Origin of the sequence: Sulfurimonas sp. HSL-3221 (assembly GCF_021044585.1) — a bacterium.
In the GTDB taxonomy this organism is placed as follows: Bacteria; Campylobacterota; Campylobacteria; order Campylobacterales; family Sulfurimonadaceae; genus Thiomicrolovo; species Thiomicrolovo sulfuroxydans.
Genome location: NZ_CP087998.1, coordinates 371780 through 388731 on the forward strand (window position 1 = coordinate 371780; position 16952 = coordinate 388731).

Annotated in this window: 17 protein-coding genes and 2 tRNA genes; 12 read left to right on the top strand and 7 right to left on the bottom strand. The window is 57.4% G+C overall.

Annotated elements, in window-relative coordinates; genetic code table 11:
• Positions 1 to 3: 3 nt before the first annotated feature.
• Genes LOH54_RS01870 through topA form a run of 3 tightly spaced genes read right to left on the bottom strand, consistent with a single transcriptional unit; the run spans position 4 to position 3592 of the window.
• Positions 4 to 852: a biotin synthase gene (locus LOH54_RS01870; RefSeq protein WP_231020053.1), complete on the bottom strand. Its 849-nt coding sequence runs from the start codon at positions 850 to 852 to the stop codon at positions 4 to 6.
• Positions 849 to 1370, bottom strand: a complete 522-nt coding sequence (locus LOH54_RS01875; RefSeq protein WP_231020054.1) for a metallophosphoesterase family protein — start codon at positions 1368 to 1370, stop codon at positions 849 to 851. Before LOH54_RS01875 ends, LOH54_RS01870 begins: the two co-directional genes overlap by 4 nt.
• Positions 1367 to 3592 (bottom strand): type I DNA topoisomerase, encoded by a 2226-nt coding sequence (gene topA, locus LOH54_RS01880; protein ID WP_231020056.1) that lies wholly within the window; start codon positions 3590 to 3592, stop codon positions 1367 to 1369. The genes LOH54_RS01875 and topA overlap by 4 nt, the downstream gene beginning before the upstream one ends.
• A gap of 182 nt (positions 3593 to 3774) precedes the next feature.
• On the opposite strand from topA, the gene LOH54_RS01885 reads away from it, so the two are divergent.
• On the top strand, positions 3775 to 4602 hold the full coding sequence (locus tag LOH54_RS01885) for a hypothetical protein (protein ID WP_231020058.1): 828 nt from the start codon (positions 3775 to 3777) through the stop codon (positions 4600 to 4602).
• On the opposite strand, the gene LOH54_RS01890 is transcribed toward LOH54_RS01885, so the two are convergent.
• The gene (locus tag LOH54_RS01890) at positions 4599 to 5675 is read right to left on the bottom strand and encodes a DegT/DnrJ/EryC1/StrS family aminotransferase (RefSeq protein ID WP_231020060.1); all 1077 of its coding nucleotides are present in this window, start codon (positions 5673 to 5675) and stop codon (positions 4599 to 4601) included. The two genes, LOH54_RS01885 and LOH54_RS01890, sit on opposite strands and share 4 nt — an antisense overlap.
• Complete coding sequence (locus LOH54_RS01895) at positions 5672 to 6085, bottom strand: hypothetical protein (RefSeq protein WP_231020062.1); 414 nt, start codon at positions 6083 to 6085, stop codon at positions 5672 to 5674. Before LOH54_RS01895 ends, LOH54_RS01890 begins: the two co-directional genes overlap by 4 nt.
• A 152-nt stretch (positions 6086 to 6237) precedes the next feature.
• Between LOH54_RS01895 and LOH54_RS01900 the strand changes: the two genes are divergently transcribed.
• The 9 genes from LOH54_RS01900 (at position 6238) to LOH54_RS01940 (ending at position 14274) form a co-directional block, all read left to right on the top strand.
• Positions 6238 to 6313, top strand: a tRNA-Val gene (locus LOH54_RS01900).
• 139 nt (positions 6314 to 6452) lie between these two features.
• Positions 6453 to 8261, top strand: a complete 1809-nt coding sequence (gene thrS / locus LOH54_RS01905) for a threonine--tRNA ligase (RefSeq protein WP_231020063.1) — start codon at positions 6453 to 6455, stop codon at positions 8259 to 8261.
• Positions 8258 to 8791, top strand: a complete 534-nt coding sequence (infC, locus tag LOH54_RS01910) for a translation initiation factor IF-3 (RefSeq protein ID WP_255707412.1) — start codon at positions 8258 to 8260, stop codon at positions 8789 to 8791. Before thrS ends, infC begins: the two co-directional genes overlap by 4 nt.
• Before the next feature lie 132 nt (positions 8792 to 8923).
• On the top strand, positions 8924 to 9115 hold the full coding sequence (gene rpmI, locus LOH54_RS01915) for a 50S ribosomal protein L35 (protein WP_231020065.1): 192 nt from the start codon (positions 8924 to 8926) through the stop codon (positions 9113 to 9115).
• A gap of 98 nt (positions 9116 to 9213) precedes the next feature.
• Entirely contained in the window at positions 9214 to 9567 is a 354-nt protein-coding gene (gene rplT / locus LOH54_RS01920; protein ID WP_231020066.1) for a 50S ribosomal protein L20, read from the top strand.
• Positions 9568 to 9654: 87 nt separating this feature from the next.
• Positions 9655 to 10275 (top strand): uracil phosphoribosyltransferase, encoded by a 621-nt coding sequence (gene upp, locus LOH54_RS01925; protein ID WP_231020068.1) that lies wholly within the window; start codon positions 9655 to 9657, stop codon positions 10273 to 10275.
• 80 nt (positions 10276 to 10355) lie between these two features.
• Positions 10356 to 12401: a TonB-dependent receptor plug domain-containing protein gene (locus LOH54_RS01930; protein WP_231020070.1), complete on the top strand. Its 2046-nt coding sequence runs from the start codon at positions 10356 to 10358 to the stop codon at positions 12399 to 12401.
• A gap of 14 nt (positions 12402 to 12415) precedes the next feature.
• Positions 12416 to 12952: a YfiR/HmsC family protein gene (locus tag LOH54_RS01935; RefSeq protein WP_231020072.1), complete on the top strand. Its 537-nt coding sequence runs from the start codon at positions 12416 to 12418 to the stop codon at positions 12950 to 12952.
• Positions 12949 to 14274, top strand: a complete 1326-nt coding sequence (locus LOH54_RS01940) for a GGDEF domain-containing protein (RefSeq protein WP_231020074.1) — start codon at positions 12949 to 12951, stop codon at positions 14272 to 14274. Before LOH54_RS01935 ends, LOH54_RS01940 begins: the two co-directional genes overlap by 4 nt.
• Before the next feature lies 1 nt (position 14275).
• Here LOH54_RS01940 and LOH54_RS01945 read toward each other — a convergent pair whose 3' ends face one another.
• Positions 14276 to 15397 carry a hypothetical protein gene (locus LOH54_RS01945; RefSeq protein WP_231020076.1) on the bottom strand — a complete coding sequence of 374 codons (1122 nt, stop codon included), beginning with the start codon at positions 15395 to 15397 and terminating at the stop codon, positions 14276 to 14278.
• A 110-nt stretch (positions 15398 to 15507) separates the two neighbouring features.
• On the opposite strand from LOH54_RS01945, the gene LOH54_RS01950 reads away from it, so the two are divergent.
• Both LOH54_RS01950 and LOH54_RS01955 read left to right on the top strand, forming a co-directional pair.
• Positions 15508 to 16380 (top strand): hypothetical protein, encoded by an 873-nt coding sequence (locus LOH54_RS01950; protein ID WP_231020078.1) that lies wholly within the window; start codon positions 15508 to 15510, stop codon positions 16378 to 16380.
• Between the two features lie 128 nt (positions 16381 to 16508).
• Positions 16509 to 16736: a hypothetical protein gene (locus LOH54_RS01955; RefSeq protein ID WP_231020079.1), complete on the top strand. Its 228-nt coding sequence runs from the start codon at positions 16509 to 16511 to the stop codon at positions 16734 to 16736.
• A 103-nt stretch (positions 16737 to 16839) separates the two neighbouring features.
• Here the strand turns inward: LOH54_RS01955 and LOH54_RS01960 are convergent.
• A tRNA-Ser gene (locus LOH54_RS01960) sits at positions 16840 to 16927 on the bottom strand.
• Positions 16928 to 16952: the final 25 nt, after the last annotated feature.

Consider the following 16952-nt stretch of genomic DNA (forward strand, 5'->3'; position numbering starts at 1 on the left):
AGGTTACTCCCCGACACGGTCCGCAACGGCGAGGCCGAGATCGCGTAGCATCTCGAGGTCGGCATTGCGGTCGCGGCCTTCGGTCGTGAGGTAGTTCCCGACGACGATGGAGTTGGCGCCGGCGGCAAAAATCTCGTGCTGCCGTTCCCCGAACATCAGTTCCCGCCCGCCTGCGACCATGATGCGCTCTGCGTTCGGAAGCATCTGCCGCGTCAGCGTGATAAGCTCCAGGGCTTCGTCCGTCGTGAGGGGGTTGGGACGCAGCGGCAGGGCCGGATTGTGGTGATAAAAATTGATGGGAACGGAGACCGGGTTCAGTTTCTGCAGGGAGGTGAGCATACTAATGCGGTCCTCCTGGCTCTCGCCCAAGCCGAAGATCCCGCCGGAGATCAGCTTGAGACCGACGGCATTGACGTTTTCGCAGGTCTCGAACCGTTCGTCCCAGGGGTGGGTGGTGCAGATCTGCGGGTAGAACTCCCGGGAGGTCTCGAGGTTGTGGTTGTAGGCTTTGATGCCGGATCGTTTGAGGGTTTCGAGCTGGGAAACGGAGGCGGTACCGTTGCAGGCGATCAGTCGCAGCCCAGGGACCTCAGCGTTGACGGATTCGGCGACTTCGCAGACGAAATCGAGGGTACGTTCGTCAAGCCCTTTGTGCGCCGTGACCAGGCAGAAGCCAAGGGCACCGGAGGCTTTGGCTGCACGGGCCTCTTCGATGATGTCTGTGACGGGCTTTTGCTTGTAGCGGGCAATATCGGCCTTATAGCGTACACTCTGCGAGCAGAACTTGCAGTCTTCGCTGCAGGTGCCGCTGTTGATGTTGCTGATGGCGCACAGAAAAACCTTCTCGGTCATGCCGATTCCCTCTCGAAACTGAAGTGTCTGGCGTGGAAGGCTTCCTCTTCCAGCGGCCGGCTGTACTGGGTGACGCCAAACGTGTCATCCGTGATCTCAAGCATAGCACATTCCGAGACCGGTTTGGAGCGCGCGCATGCCTCGCCGGGATTGAGGTAGAGCGTCCCGTTTTTAAAATCGCACTCGAAGGTGTGGGTATGGCCGAAGAGCACGATCTGGGCGTCGGGTGCCATATAAAACGGCAGGTGCATCAGTTTGAATTTCGTTTTTGCCAGTTTGAAGTAGTGGGGCTCCTGCACCAGGCTGTAGCGGTTATGGACCGCCGCGAGATGGGGGTCGTTGTTGCCGTAGACGGCAACGTAGCGTTTGCCGCAGGTTTTCAGCTGTTGGAGCATCTCCTCTTTGACGATGTCGCCGCAGTGGATCAGAAACTCGGCCCCCTCGGCCAGCAGGTGGTCGATCACCTGCTGGGAGTAGTCCACTTTTTTATGGGTATCGGAGAGCAGCCCGATTTTCACGCCTCTTCCTCAATCGGGGTGCGGTGCTTGCACTTGACGCACTCATAGACCTCTTTGCCGCGGTAGGTGCGGCGTGCGAGGACGCCGTCGCATCCCTCCTGGTCGCACTTCTTGTCGGTGGGCTCGAACTTCGAGATGAACTTGCATTTGGGGTAGTTCTCGCATCCCCAGAAGGCGCCGCGGCGCGACTGGCGGAAGAGTAGCTTGCCCCCGCAGTCCGGACAGGGGACCGCCGCCTCTGTCGGGGCTTCGAGGGGACGGGTGTTTTTGCATTTCGGGTAGGCGCTGCAGGCCAGGAATTTCCCGTTGCGGCCGCTTTTGATGACCATCGGGCTGCCGCACTTGTCGCACACCTCGTCGGTCGTTTCCGGTTCGACGGCGGGTTGCGCCTCGCTCCCCTCTTCGGCAACCTGTTCGGTGTATTTGCACTTGGGGAAACCGCTGCAGGCGATGAATTTGCCGTAGCGGCCCGAGCGCATCAGCAGCTCCGATCCGCACTCGGGGCAGTTGCGGCCGATCGGCTCGGCCATCTTGAGACTCTTGATCTCTGTTTTCCCTTTGGTGATCTCCTCCATGAACGGGAAGTAGAAGTCAATAAGAACGCTCTGCCAGTCGTGGTGTTCGTCGGCGATCTTGTCGAGGATCTCCTCCATATTGGCGGTGAAGTTCGCATCGACGATCTCCGGGAAGTGCTTCTCGAGCAGTTCGGTGACGGTAAAGGCGACTTCCGTCGGGACGATCTGGCGTTTTTCGATGTTGATATAGCTGCGGGCCTGCAGCGTCGAGATCGTCGGTGCGTACGTTGACGGGCGGCCGATCCCTTCGGCTTCGAGTTTCTTGATCAGGCTCGCCTCGGAGTAGCGTGACGGCGGCTCGGTAAAGTGCTGGGTCGGCGCGATCGACTCGAGCGCGATGCTCTGTCCCTCTTCGAGGGTCGGGAGCAGTTTGTCCTTGTCGTCGGTGCCGAGGACTTTATAAAAACCGTCAAAGAGGAGTTTGCGTCCCGTCGCCCGGTACTCGGCGCTTTCGCTTTTGAAGGTGATGGACTGCTGTTCGAAAACGGCGTCGGTCATCTGGCAGGCGAGGAAGCGGGTATAGATGAGGCGGTAGAGCTTCAGCTCGTCGGGTTTGAGGTACTGCGCGGCGACCTGCGGCGTGAAGTCAAGCATGGTCGGGCGGATCGCTTCGTGGGCTTCCTGGGCACCCTTGGCCTTCTTGCCGTAGGCTTTTGGGCTTTTGGGCAGGTACTTTTCGCCGTAGGTATTGGTGATGGTGTCGCGGGCCGCCTCGACGGCCTCTTTGGCCATATTGAGGGAGTCCGTACGCATGTAGGTGATGACCCCGGAGGTGCCGGTGGGCGTCTTCACCCCTTCATAGAGAGTCTGGGCCAGCATCATCGTTTTCTTCGGCGAGAATCCGAGCTTGCTCGACGCCGTTTGCTGCAGGGTCGAGGTCATGAACGGCGGCGGAGTGGAAGTCTTGCGCTGCTTGGTCTCGATCGCATTGACGCTGAAGGCTTCGCCGCGGATGCGCTCGGTCATCGCCTCGGCCATTGCCTGGTTCTTGATGGCGAGCTTGTCGAGTTTTTCACCCTCGTAGCTGTAGAGGTTCGCGTCGATGCCCGGGGCGAAGACGGTATCGATGGTCCAGTACTCTTCGGGCGTGAAGGCTTTGATCTCCCGTTCGCGGTCGACGATGATCTTGAGCGTCGAGGACTGGACGCGGCCGCCGGAGAGCCCTTTTTGGATCTTGGAGCTCAGCAGCGGGGAGAGTTTATAACCGACGATGCGGTCGAGCAGGCGGCGGGTCTGCTGGGCGTTGACGCGGTCCATGTCGATCTCCCGGGCCGTCTCCAGCGCGTGGGCGATGGCGGTTTTGGTGATCTCGTGGAAGACGATGCGCGGCAGGGACGCCGGATCTTTTTTGATCGCATGGGCAATGTGCCATCCGATCGCTTCTCCTTCGCGGTCCTCATCGGTCGCGATATAGATTTCATCCGCTTTTTTTGCCAGCTCCTGGATCTGTTTGACGGTGGGCGCATTCTCCTTGGAAACGCTGTATTCGGGGGTGAGCGTACGTGCTTCCTCGTCGACTTTGATGCCGAAACGGCTCTTGGGGAGATCACGGATATGCCCCTTGGAAGCGATGACTTCGTACCCTTTTCCGAGGAAGTTCTTGATGGTTCTTGCCTTGGCCGGGGACTCTACGATAATCAGTTTCAATGAGTTTCCTATATATATAGTATTGGCGATTTGAGTTCGCAAGTGTAGCGAAAAAAGTTTTAACGCCGCGAAGCCGGATGGCGAGATTAAGGCAGAGACAAGTTTGCCGCCGCCCGAAAACGGTGCAGGGCTTTGAGGGGCACGGTTCTGTATAATGGTCCGACGTCAAGAGGGAGGAAACGATGGAAACGACAGAAAAGCGCCTTATGGATGAGGCCCGGCACGAACCGGTGAAGAATGTATTTCGTCTCGGGTGGGAGTTTATCATTGTAAACCGCACCCTGGCACTGATGACAGTGGCCGCTTTTGTGCTGCTGACGCTGCTGGAGCTGGTCCCGATCGTCGGTCTGGCGGCCTCGGTGGCCGTCGGGGTTTTTGCCCAGTCCGTGCAGATCTATGTCGGGCGAGCTTTCGCGGAGGCGGCCTCCATCGACGCTTTCCTCTCCGAGGCTCGCCTGACGACGCTGAGCACCTTCCTGACCCGTTACCAGGCGCCGGCTTTCGGTGCATGGCTCGGATGGTTCGTCATCAGCATGGGTGCGTTCATCGTCTGGATGACCCTGGCACTCTCTGCGGGGTTTGATCCCGCGATGCTGGAAGAGACGATAGCGGATGAGGCCCAGCTGATGGCATTGATCGAGGCGATGGGGCTGAGCCTGCTGCCGGTGTTGCTCATCGGGATGCTGATCATCTATGTCTATCCCATCGCCCAGGGGCGGGTCATCCTCTCCGATACCTTCGGTGATGCCTTCAAGGCGGTCTTTTCGGTCTTTCTTCCCTCCGTCTGGAAAGCAGCGGCGGCGGGGGAGTATTTCCGTTTTCTCTTCGTGTTCGGATTGGCGCTTTTGGGAATAGGCATGCTCGTGGGAATGGCGATGATGCTTCTGTTCTTTATCCCTCTTCTCGGCCCGATCCTGTTTGCACTGTTGACGGCCGGACTCTTTTACGTGATGTTCCTGGTAATGGCGATTGCGAGCGTTTTGGCACGTTCGATGGTCGAAGCGTTTTAGAAACTGCAGCCTCGGTAGGCGTATTTCTCCGTCGCTTCGCGCACGGCCGCGGCGACCAGCTTCACTTCATCGACGGAGAGCTTGTGGTGGCAGGGGAGCTGCAGCAGCGCCTTGTAAAAATCCTCCGTGATAGGTAATCGAACCCCCTCATCTTTGAAAGCGGTCGTTTTGTAAAGCGGTTTGCAGCAGACGGTCGCTTCAATCCCTTCCCCTCTTATGCTGCTATAGATATCCTCTTTAGGACAGTAGAGCTGCGGGGTCAGCAGGATGGGGTAGCTTGCGGGCGCGTCGTCGGGGGTACGCTTCATGCAGTCAAAGAGAGTGGATCGCAGATGCTCGTCCAGAAGAGCGCTGTTTTCGCGGCGGCGTTCGCAGGCAGCCTCCAGGTGCTGCAACTGCTCCAGGGCCACGGTGGCGGCGAGAAGGTCCAGCGTGCAGTCGGCCCCCCGGAGGGGAAGGTCGTAGTTCCAGAGAGTGCCCGGCTGCCGGCCGCCCCGGCGAAAAAGGCGGGCATTTTGCGCGGTCGCATCGTCGTCGGTGAGCAGAAAGCCTGTAGAGCTGACGCCGTCGGGCATGAGGGGCGCGAGGGTCCAGACGGCGGAGCCGGAGGGCTTCATCGGGAGCAGGGAACCGGTAGCGTCCTCGAGCAGTGTCCGTGTGGTCGGAATCTCAAGAGAGGTCGAACGGATGCCCCCGAAGTGCGCGAAGAGCACGGCGTCTGTTTCCGTACCGACCGCCTTTTCGACGGCGGCAGCCATCAGGACGCCGTCAAGACCGATATCGGCGTAGCGCGTGCGGACACCGCTGCGGCAGAGCGCGCCGGAGCGGTGGGGCGGGGCCATGGCGTCGGTGATGATCGTCGCTTCTTTGAGGGGTGCGAGGAGCGCTTCCAATGCGGAGGAGGGGGTGTCGAAAGCAATGGCGTGGGCGCAGCCGTGGTAGGCCGCGACGGCGCTCTCCAGCCGGTCGGGTGCGTCAGGGTCGAGTGCGAAGGTACGCGTCGCGAGGGCGTCACGTTCCCTGGCCCGGGCCGAGAAGGGGATGGGGGCTGATGTGCCGCCGGAGGCGCTCATTGTTTCGGCGACTCCATAGCATCATCGAGATCGGCGTAACGGGTCTCGTCCTTGGGTTCGGGCTCCGCTTCGATCACGAAATGGCTGTGTTGCACTCCCCTTTGCAGCGTCACCGAACGCGAAGAGCGTTTGCGAAGCAGGTAGCGTTCGGTGCGGTAACCGCCGAAAAAGAGCGCTCCGAGCAGGGCCAGGACGAAACTACCGATCGCCCAGGTTTTCGTATAGGCGCTCCACTCCCCCTGCCAGACGGTTTCGATCAGCAGCAGGATGTCAAGTTCCCCCGTTACAATCATCAGCAGTCCGAGAAAAAAGAGATAGGGGGCAACGAGCAGGACAGTAAAAAGCAAAAAAGGGTTGACATAAACGGGGCTGTCCGCCATACGCGACCGTTCCAACTCCATTGCCGTCATTTGCGCTCCTTAATGCTGTAAATATATAATCATAACATAGCTGCCGTTGTCCAAACGCTTTTGACGATGCGGGGGAAATGGCGACAGACCATGCGCTATTCTTAAGCAGTTTCTAATGTATGAGGGGCTATAATTTCGGCCTCTTAACTGATGGTCCCATAGCTCAGTTGGTAGAGCACCACCTTGACATGGTGGTGGTCACAGGTTCAAGTCCTGTTGGGGCCACCATTCTTCCAAACAAAATTAAATCCCACTCTTTATCCGATCCTTTAACTAGTTTCCATAGGAAAATTCGCTAGAATCACGCCAATATTTTCGGACGTCTTCGGGTGTCCCGTGACAAAATGAATGTTAGGAACAGAGACTGATGGATGCTATTGCACTCAAACACAACGACGATATCATTGATTTGCAAACCGCCGAAGCCCTCGGAATCAGCGGGGAAGAGATCGTACTGGACAACTCGGATGACGCCCTGGAAGTGCTGCGCCACTCAACGGCGCACCTGATGGCCCAGGCGATCAATTCGCTCTACACCAATGCCAAGTTTTTCGTTGGTCCCGTTGTCAAAGACGGATTCTATTACGACTTCAAAGTCGACGAAGAGATCGGTGAAGCGGACCTGAAGAATATCGAGAAAGAGATGCTCAGACTGGCGAAGAAGAAGTATGACATCGAACGCTACGAGATCTCGATGGAAGAGGCGAAACACAAATTCGGGAACGACGAGCTGAAACTCGATGTCCTGAAACGGATCCCGGAGACAAAAGTCTCCGTCTACAAGCAGGGCGATTTCGAGGACCTCTGCCGCGGTCCGCACCTGCCGAGCGTGCGCCATATCCGTCACTTCAAACTGACGAAGATCGCCGGGGCCTACCGCGGCGGCGACAGCAAGAACGAGATGCTGACCCGTATCTACGGTGTCGCTTTCGCGGACAAAGAGACCCTCAAAGCCTACCTCGACCGTATGGCGGAGGCGGAGAAGCGCGACCACCGCAAGATCGGCAACGAGATGAAACTCTTCACTTTCCGCGAAGAGGTCGGCGCGGGCTTCCCGATCTGGCTTCCGGCCGGCGGACGCCTGCGTTCCCGCCTGGAGGGGCTGCTCTTCAAGGCACATCGCAAGCGCGGGTACGAGCCGGTCCGCGGCCCGGAGATGCTGCGTTCGGATCTCTGGAAGACCTCCGGTCACTACCAGAACTACGGCGAGAACATGTATTTCACCAACATCGACGAGATCGAGTTTGGTGTCAAGCCGATGAACTGCGTCGGCCACATCAAAGCCTATGAACACGACTTGCACTCTTACCGCGACCTGCCGTTGAAGTACTTCGAGTACGGCGTCGTCCACCGTCACGAGATGACGGGGGCGCTTCACGGGCTCTTCCGTGTCCGGGAGTTCACGCAGGATGATGCGCACATTTTCTGTACGGCTGAGCAGATCGAGGAGCAGATCATCGAGATCGTCGATTTCATCGACAAGATCATGAAGACCTTCGGGTTTGAGTATCAGATGATGATCTCCACCAAGCCGGAGAAGGCCGTCGGCGACGACGCGATCTGGGAAACGGCGACCAATGCACTCAAAACGGCGATGGACCGCAACAGCCTCTCTTACGGGATCGACGAGGGGGGCGGCGCCTTCTACGGGCCGAAGATCGACATCAAGATCACCGATGCGATCGGCCGGGAATGGCAGTGCGGAACGGTCCAGCTCGACTTTAACCTGCCGGAGCGTTTCGAGCTCGAATACACCGGTGAAGGCAACGCCAAAGTGCAGCCGGTGATGATCCATCGTGCGATTTTAGGTTCATTTGAGCGATTTATTGGTATATTGACAGAGCATTACGCTGGGGAATTCCCGATGTTCGTTGCGCCGACGCAGGTCGCGATCATCCCGATCGCCGAAACGCACAACGCTTACGCGAAGGAGCTGTCGGACGCCCTGATGGACATCGGAGCCGATTCGGAGATCTTCGACAAGAACGAGAGCCTGAACAAACGGGTCCGTACGGCGGAAAAAGGACGGGTGCCTATGATCATCGTTATCGGTGACGACGAGGTGGCCAACAAGAAAGTGGCGGTACGCGACCGCCGCGAACGGACGCAGTATGAGCTCTCAGAAACAGAGTTCATGGGGCTGATCCAGAAAAAAATTAATGAGGTACATTTTTGAGTAAAAAACAAGACCGCGTCATCATGAACGATGACATCCGAGCTCACGAGGTACGCTGTGTCGTAGACGGCGGAGAAGCACTGGGCATCGTCCCGACAGATGTCGCGATGGACAAAGCAAACGAGCTCGGACTCGATCTTGTTCTGATCTCCCCGACGGCAAAACCGCCGGTTGCGAAGATCATGGATTACGGCAAATTCAAGTACCAAGAAGAGAAGAAGAAAAAAGAGGCGAAGAAGAAGCAGGTCAAGATTGAGGTCAAGGAGATCAAGCTCTCCGTCAAGATCGCCGAGAACGACGTCGGCTACAAGGTCAAACACGCCCGCGAGTTCCTCGAAGAGGGCAAGCACGTCAAATTCCGCGTCTTCCTGCGCGGTCGTGAAATGGCCCACCCCGAAGCGGCCAAGGACGTTCTGCTGAAGGTGTGGCCGATGGTCGAGGATATCGGTGTCATGGACAAAGAACCGCGCCTGGAAGGGCGCTACTACAACATGCTCGTCCTGCCGAAAAAAGACGACAAGAAGAAATAATCCTTCCCCCGCCGCCGGCAGCCGCCGGCATCTTCCAGACACTCTATTCCAATTTAACGTTTTTTACGCTATAATCGCGTCCTCATTTTATACCTGCAGGTGTAAATGTCGAGATTACAGAAAGGATGCACGATGCCAAAGATGAAATCGGTCAAGGGCGCTGTCAAGCGTTTCAAGGTCAAGAAAAGCGGCAAAGTCAAACGCGGTACAGCGTTTCGCAGCCACATCCTGACAAAACAGGATGCCGGTACACGCCGTAAGCAGAACACGCCGAAGTATCTGACAAATACAGATGCCAAAGCCGTCAAAGAAATGATCGCGTAAGCGATCCAACAGATAACTCTCCAGCTCAGGCTGGGCAAGTCCGCACAGCGGCACCCGGAACAGTGAAACAGATGAACGGGTAAAGAAAGGAAAAGAATATGCCAAGAGTAAAAACGGGTGTCGTCAGACGCCGTCGTCACAAAAAAGTACTGAAACTTGCACGCGGTTTCTACAGCGGTCGCCGCAAACACTTCCGCAAAGCGAAAGAGCAGCTCGAGCGCAGCCTCGTCTATGCTTACCGTGACCGCAAGCAGAAAAAACGCGATTTCCGCAAACTGTGGATCGTTCGTATCAACGCGGCATGCCGCCTCAACGATATGAACTACTCTACGTTCATGAACGGTCTGAAAAAAGCAGGCATCGAGCTTGACCGTAAAATTCTTGCCGATATGGCGATGAACGACGCTGCGGCTTTCTCCGCCGTCGCTGCACAGGCCAAAGCGGCCCTGTAATCTTCCGGGGCTACGGCCCCGATTCTCTTTTTTCCCCTTTTAGACAATCTTCTGTACAATTGATGATCCTTCTTTCGAGGAGCTTCCATGACTCATGCACTCCATTCCCCTTTGACAACCCATCTCATCAACCGGCTGCGTGACGGGACAACCGATGCAGAGCAGTTCCGACGCCTGGTAAAACAGCTGACGCTGTTGCTGGCGAACGCGGCGCTTGGGGAGCATGATCTGAAGCCTGTGCTGCTGCGCACCTGGCAGGGAGAGCGCGCGTATGCCCTTGTGGATGAGTCGGAGATTGTTTTTGTGACAATCCTGCGCGCGGGGCTGCCGATGCTCGATGCCGTTATGGAACTTTTCCCAAAAGCCTCGGCCGGTTTCCTGGCGATGAAACGGGACGAGGCGACGCATGAAGCGAAGCTCTATTACGACCGTGTACCCGAATGCCGCGGCAGGCATGTCGTGATCGTCGACCCGATGGTCGCGACGGGCGGTTCGCTTAGCGATGCCGTGACGCTGTTGCAGCAAAAGGAGCCCGCACGGATCACGTCGCTGCATATCATCGCTTCCCCCGAAGGGGTGGAGAAGGTCACGGATGTTCATCCGGAGCTGTCCCTCTTCGTCGCGCAGATCGACAGGGGGCTTAGTGCGGACAAATTCATCCTTCCCGGCCTGGGCGATGCCGGCGACCGGGCCTTTAATACCCTATAAATATAGTCGCAGAATTTAACAATCCCCTCAGACGTTCTCCTATAGTATAGGATTATGTTATATCGTATTGAGGGTGTTACGTGAAACTGGGAACAGTGTTGGGATGCGCCTTCCCCCTGATGCTTATGGCTTCCGGGACGGGCAGCGACGATCTGGCGACATTGCTGGAAGAAGCGAACCGCGGGGTTGCATCGGCGGGGTTGAACCTCGACTACACTACCTCTGTCGTCTCGGTCCTCGAACATGACCAGCTGTTCCGGCTCGGGGTGAACACGCTCTTCGAGGCCCTTTCGATCATCCCCGGCGTAGAGACGAGTATCAGCCAGTTCGGGGTTAAAAAAGTGATCGTGCGGGGGCTCGACAATCCCAACACTTTTACCTTCGACAAAACGCGCCTGATACTCGACGGCGTTCCCATCGAAACCGCTTTCCTGTCAAACACCGCCACGTTCCTGGAGCTGCCCGTGGGGATCATCGAGCGGATCGAAGTACTTCGGGGACCGGCATCCGCCTATTTCGGCAGCGGGGCCTTCAACGGGGTGATCAGCGTGACGACGCGCCACAGCGCAGCGGACGGCAGCGGCCTTTTTTTCGGCGGCGGGAGTTATGCTTACCGTATGGGCGGCGGGCGCATCTTCGCGCCTTTGGGGGCGGAGACGTCGTTGCAGGCGGATGTCTACCTGCAGCGTTCGGACAAATTTCTCTATGCCGGTAACGACTTTGTGCCAGACTACATCTATGATCCGGGGAGCGGGGCCGTCCCGTTTCTTCGTGCCTCTGAAAGCAATGAGCGTCTGAACGACTACAGTATCGGGATGCATCTTCAGCACGGGGGATGGAGCCTGAAGAGCCGACTGAAAAGCAGAGAGAGCGGGAATTATTACGGGTGGAACGAACACCTGGAGCTTGACACCGATCCCCGCAATATCGAGCGGTACTTTTTGGCCGAAGGGGGGTACGAAGCGCCGGTGGGCAGTGCTACGACGCTTCATACGACGCTCGCGTACAGTTTCTACGACCTTGATGTCGAGGCCCAGGATTATTATCATGACCCGGATGCCGGGGTCTGGGTCCCCTACCGCTTCAGCGTGAACGAAAGCGAGGACAAGTTTCGGGTCGAAAGCCGTCTGAAGAGCGGGGCTGTTGAGGGAAATGCCATCGAAGCCGGTGTGCTGTGGCAGCGCATCCAGGAGCGCAGCAACGAGATCAGCGACACGATTACCCCCTACGGCGACCGTCCCGTCGTTGAAGAGGGATTACGGCGCGACAACCTTGCCCTTTATCTACGGGACAGTTGGGATGTCAGCAGGAAAATCGGTTTGCTGCTCGCCGCGCGGGGGGACTATTATGCCAAGGAGAAACGCTTCTATCCGAGTCTGCAGGTCGGCGCCCTCTATACGCCGGATGACCGCTGGCAGTTCAAGCTCAATTACGGCCATGCGTTCCGTGTCCCCTCGTGGGTCGAGCAGTATTCGGTCGAATACGGTCCTGGCGACGGCACCCGTGCGGGAAACCCGAGTCTGACTGCGGAAACGACGGAGACGTTCGAAGCGATCGCCATTTTTAAACAGGACACCAGTCAACGTCTGCAGTTCAACAGCTATTATGCGCTGCAGCGTGATGTCCTCGACATTGATGACAAACCGGCCGAAGGTGGCTACAGGAACTGGCCGTCGCGCAGCTCTGCCGGGTTTGAAATGGCTTATGATGCGATGCTGCTGGCCCAGGACCATTTGAACCTGAGCCTCTCGTATACCCACACGACCTACCAGACGGCCGGGAGCGGGATCGAGCAGCTGATGCCGACGGCGGCACTCTGGATGGCGAAGGGGTATTACGTCCACTACATGACGCCGCTCTTTTCGCTCTCCCTTTTGGCCAAATACATCGGCGAACATCCCTATAACCGCGAGTTTGAGGCACGGGCAGGGTCATCGAACCTTTCGCCCTACCTGACGCTGGATACGACGCTGGCCTATGTCAGCCCGGCGCACTGGAGCCTGATGATCAGCATGAAAAACCTTACCGATGCCGATGTGCGTTATCCCAGCTACTACTCCCGCCACCCCGAGGGGCTTCCCCGGGAGGGCAGAAACTTTCTGATTACGGCAGAGTACCGGTTTTGAAACGGCTGTGCACCTTGGCGCTTTTGTTTCCGCTGGCCTTGGCGGCATACCAGTATGAACCGGTGCTGCTCGAGACCCAGGCGAAGCTGGTACCGCGTTTTTTACGGATGAGTACGGGGGTGACGAATAACGTGGAAGGCCGCCTGGCGATCTGCGTCGTGTACGACGAGGGGGAAGCGGAGGTGGCCGATGCCTTTGCCGGCATGGTCCACGACGCCTATCCCGACGGGTGGAAAGGCGAGCAGATCTGGATCGTCAAAAGCCGGTACGGGAGCCTGGAACAGCGCTGTGCACGCAGCGAGCTCCTTTTCCTGCTCAACGCGGAAGAACCTAAGGTCTGGCGTGCTGTCTCTTTTGCGACGGCGAAGCGCAAATTGACGGTCTCCTATGAGAACCGCTACCTTGAAAACGGGGTACTCATCTCGCTGCACGTGGGTCGGAGTGTGCGTCCCTACCTCAACCTATCGCAGGCGAAGAAGGCGGGGATACACTTCAGCAGCGGGCTCAAACGCATCTCCAAATTCCTGGAGCCCCCGAGGGGGAGACGATGAAGGCGTCGATTAGCGTTCGTGCCCGCATTCTTGGCACGGTGGTCGTCTTTGCCCTGGCACTCTTCTTGCTGGTGCAGTATCAGTACGAAGTCAAGCTCAAGGGCATACTCAACGCTGCTGAACAGAGCAAGTACGAGACCGTCGCCGACACGGTGCTTCCCGTCCTGGCGGTGAACACGGCATTTGAGCTGAGGGAGGAGAACCGGCAATATATGTCGGAGCTGGTAGAGCAGAACCCGGACCTGGTGCGTATTGTTCTCCGGACGGAGCAGGCGGGGACGATCGACGTGCAGGTGCGGCAACCGCCGGAAGGTCCCGAGATCCGTCTGAAAAAGGTTCTGCCGGACCCGCAGGGCGGAAGCGCACTGGGGGAGGTGACATTCATTTTTGCCAGCCGGGTCCTCCAGATGACGGAGCATGAACAGCGGACGTTCATCGTCAGTTTTGTGTTGGTCGCGGGAGTGCTTCTGATGCTGCTGATCGTCATTTTGCATTATGCGATGCGGCCGCTCTACGTTTTGCTGGAGTGGATCCAGAATTTCAATCCCAAAACCGACGATATGAGTACGATGCCCGAGGCGTGTTGTGAAGAGGTGCGGATGATCGAGGAGTCGATGCAGCAGATGTTTGAACGTATCCGCCACTACACATCCGAGCTCGATGAACTCAACCGGCACCTGGATGAAAAGGTGCGGGAGCGCACGGACGAACTGAGCTGGACCAATACACAGCTCCAGGAGGAGATCCGCATCCGCGAAGCGGCGGAGAAGGCGCTTAAATCTGCGAACGAGCGCTTGAAGGCCCTGAGCCGCCTGGATGTACTGACCGGTATCGCGAACCGGCGTTCGTTCCAGGAGCACCTGACGGAGCACTGGTCGATCTGCGTACGCGAACATCTCCCGCTTTCGCTCATCATCTGCGACATCGACAATTTTAAACGGGTCAACGACACTTACGGGCACCCTGCCGGCGACGTCGTGATCCATACGATTGCCGAGATCCTCGGCAGCGAGATCAAGCGCGCGTCGGATCTGGTGGCGCGATACGGCGGCGAAGAGTTTGCCATCATTCTTTTCAATACGGGGCATGAAGATGCCCTGGCCCTGGTCAAACGGCTCCAGGAGAAAGTGTGGAATATGCCGCAACTGCCTCCCCCGGCGGAGTCAGTGCGCGGCGTAAGCCTCAGTTTCGGCTACTGTTCGCTGGTGCCGGGGCCTGCGGACAGTATTTCCAAGTGTATTTCCGCGGCGGACGAGGGGCTTTACAGGGCGAAGAAAGCGGGACGGAACCGCATCGTGTACGGCGGGGGCGATCCGGCCTAGTCTACTCCGTCACGTGGTGTTTGGAGAGTTTCCGGATCACCGTATCGACCTGGGCAGTGGTCATGGCATGGTGGGGTTTGATGACGTTGCTGATATAGGCGATTTCCGTCACGGTGACACCGTAGGGATCTTTCTTGACGGAGTGGGGACGGCCGTTGCGCTCGGTGATCAGCTCCAGGTTCTTGCGGCTGTGGGAGAGGAAAAAGTTGAGGATATAGCCGCCGGTGTGCTCTTTTTCGACCGCGATATAGGCCCGGGCGTCGTTCGGATTGGCAACGCTTGGGAAGCGCTCTTTGAAGGCGTCGGGTTCCATGTAGCCGATGTACATTTTGACGAAAAGGTCGTGGTAGCGTTGCACGGTATTGGAGAAGAGGAACTGGGTATTGATCACCCCGTTTTTGATCCGCGTTTTGTTCAGCACCCACCCCAGGGTGTTGTAGTAGCGGAACGGGTGGATTTTGAGATCTTCCGTTCCGACGATCTGCGATCCGCTGATGCGTTTGAAGGGTTTGCGGCGAGGACGTTTCTCCTGTTTGAGCCACTCGAATACGCTCGCGGCGCTGTAGGGTTTGGTGACCCAGGCCGTCGCATACTCGGGCAGGGTGCTCAGCCCCGTCACCCCTTCATTCAGGACCAGGAGGGCCTTGATGTCGTAGTGGGGAAAGAGGGTCTGCAGCAGTGCGCGTTTTTTCCGCATGCGCTTGCGCAGATTCGTCACCGAGCCCACCAGGGTCATCTCGACGAAGTAGAGCTCCTTCTCCGTAAAGAACATCGCATCGAATTCGCCGATCTCGTTGCGTTTGATGCGGTAGACGATCTGCCCCTTCCAGTTGACGGAGAGGGCGTTGGGCTGGGCCTTCGTACGTTTTTTGTGGGGCCCTTTGACGATGAACTGCTTAATGAATTTGTGCTGCTTGGCATAGCGCAGCAGCATCTCGTAGGCGTAGTTTTCGAAGACTTCGCCCTCAAAGGAGCGGTACGCGCTCATGAAGGCGTCGCTGTCGGGCCCGAGCCCCTTTTTGACGAGGGAGAGCAGGTGCTTGACGTGGTAGTCGTAGTAGAGAAGGTTATCGCCCAGTTCACTGTCATCGAGGTTGGCGATGGCTTTGCTGATTTTGGGCAATACGACTCCTTTTCCGGGGCACCTTCGGTTTTTGGGGACATTATAGAGAAAGTCGGCTGTGAGTTCGCGAAAGCCATAAAGGGTTTAACTTCAAAGGGTATAATGGAAGCATGAAGAAACGACATACCTTGATCATGGCAACGGCGGCGTTTTTTGCCCTGCTGAGCGGATGCGGACCGGTCGAAGATGTGCAGACGCAGGATAACAATACCATCGACCTGCCGACGACGCCGGCAAACAACTGCCCGGCGGGTTCCTACTCCGAAAACGCTTTCGGATGCTACGGCAGCAGCGTCCTCTTCCCGAGCGCGACGGGGGAGACGGTGGCCGAGGACGTGTGGAGCATCTACTCCCAGAGCAACACGGACCGCACCGACGGCATCGTCTTTTATGACCGTTACCAGTACGGTTACAGCTTTCTGGCGGACGGGTTCGGTTTCCAGCAAAACAGGTCCGACGGCTACAGCAGCTACTGGGAGTGGGGTGTCGCCGCGACCGGGAACCCGCTCACCGTCGGCAATTATGACGGGGTGACCCACCAGTACACCTCCACGGGCCAGGGGTATCAGGGGCAGCCGAACTGCTACGAGGTGACCGACAACGGCCAGACCCTGAAGCTCTGCCATGAAACGCTGCAGAATCAGGATGCCAATGTGTCGACGTCGGGCTACTATTACGGCCCGACGGTCAAATTCGGGAACCTGCTCAACTATAACTTCGTCGTCGTGGGGACCTGGACGATTTCGGGTTATTCGGGCAATACGGCGCCGTCGGAGACGCTCTACTTCAGCGAAAACGGGACGATATCGACCGGCAGCGGCGGCGAGTGGGGCGTCAGTGCTGACGGTAAAATAATGGAGATAGCAGGGGTGCGCTATCTCGTCTTTCAATACCTCGAGGGCACTGACGCGAACTGTATCGCGACCATCGAACTCTCCGGCGGAACCGCTACTTCTACGCTTTGGAAGATGTGTAAACTGTAGCAGACGCCTCCTCTCCGGCCGGCGGCCGGTGCTTTCGTTTTCACTCCCGCGCCGAACGGCATCAATTTGCTCTTGTTTCCTCATCTGAAATAGATTATGATTGCTACATATAGTCTCGGAGGAATACGATGAAGTATGATGACGATGATGCTTCGGCCGGCAGGGGAAACCCTGTTCCCTATGATGATGATGACGATGCGGCGGTGCCGCGGAAAAAGAGACCCGCAAAAGAGGAGTCCGAAGAGGAGCTTCCCAATGAAAAAAGAGGCTATACGGACCGCGAACGCGATATGATCGAGGCGTGGCTGAAGACGCATAAACCGACGCGGGATTCATCGGAAGATGAAGAGGAGTAAAACTTCTGACGGTCGATGCTACTGTAGAGGTGCCGAAGGGCGTAAAATGTTTCTATGAGTGATGGTGTGTTCAAAGCGGGATAAAATAAAGAGGTGATGGATATGGCAGACAGGAAGGGATTCGAACCCTCGAAGCTGTTACACTTACACGCGTTCCAGGCGTGCGCCTTCAACCGCTCGGCCACCTGTCTACATTTTTTGAAGACCCGCATTATA